Raw genomic sequence first — 395 nt, 5'->3', positions numbered from 1 at the left:
ATGCCTGGCAGTTCCCTACTCTCGCATGGGGAGACCCCACACTACCATCGGCGCTACGGCGTTTCACTTCTGAGTTCGGCATGGGGTCAGGTGGGACCACCGCGCTAAAGCCGCCAGGCAAATTCTTGATTTACCGAACTCACGCTTTATTACTGGTGCTGATACCCAGAGTCGAACTGGGGACCTCACCCTTACCAAGGGTGCGCTCTACCAACTGAGCCATATCAGCATTCTGAACTTTAAAGGGCGACACGAATGTCGCCCTTTATAAATTGATGCCTGGCAGTTCCCTACTCTCGCATGGGGAGACCCCACACTACCATCGGCGCTACGGCGTTTCACTTCTGAGTTCGGCATGGGGTCAGGTGGGACCACCGCGCTAAAGCCGCCAGGCA

1 tRNA gene and 2 rRNA genes are annotated in these 395 nt (G+C 56.2%); all 3 read right to left on the bottom strand.

The window, feature by feature from the left end:
- Positions 1 to 2 precede the first annotated feature (2 nt).
- The 3 genes from rrf (ABEH87_RS21720) to rrf (ABEH87_RS21710) all read right to left on the bottom strand — a co-directional run bounded on the left by rrf (ABEH87_RS21720) (position 3) and on the right by rrf (ABEH87_RS21710) (position 393).
- Positions 3 to 118, bottom strand: a 5S ribosomal RNA gene (gene rrf, locus ABEH87_RS21720).
- 35 nt (positions 119 to 153) lie between these two features.
- Positions 154 to 229, bottom strand: a tRNA-Thr gene (locus ABEH87_RS21715).
- A 48-nt stretch (positions 230 to 277) separates the two neighbouring features.
- A 5S ribosomal RNA gene (rrf, locus tag ABEH87_RS21710) occupies positions 278 to 393 on the bottom strand.
- Positions 394 to 395: the final 2 nt, after the last annotated feature.

It is taken from the genome of Erwinia sp. Eh17-17 (genome assembly GCF_039675725.1).
In the GTDB taxonomy this organism is placed as follows: domain Bacteria; phylum Pseudomonadota; class Gammaproteobacteria; order Enterobacterales; family Enterobacteriaceae; genus Erwinia.
Note: the sequence above shows the minus strand (reverse complement) of the source record. Positions and strands in the feature narration are given on the sequence as shown.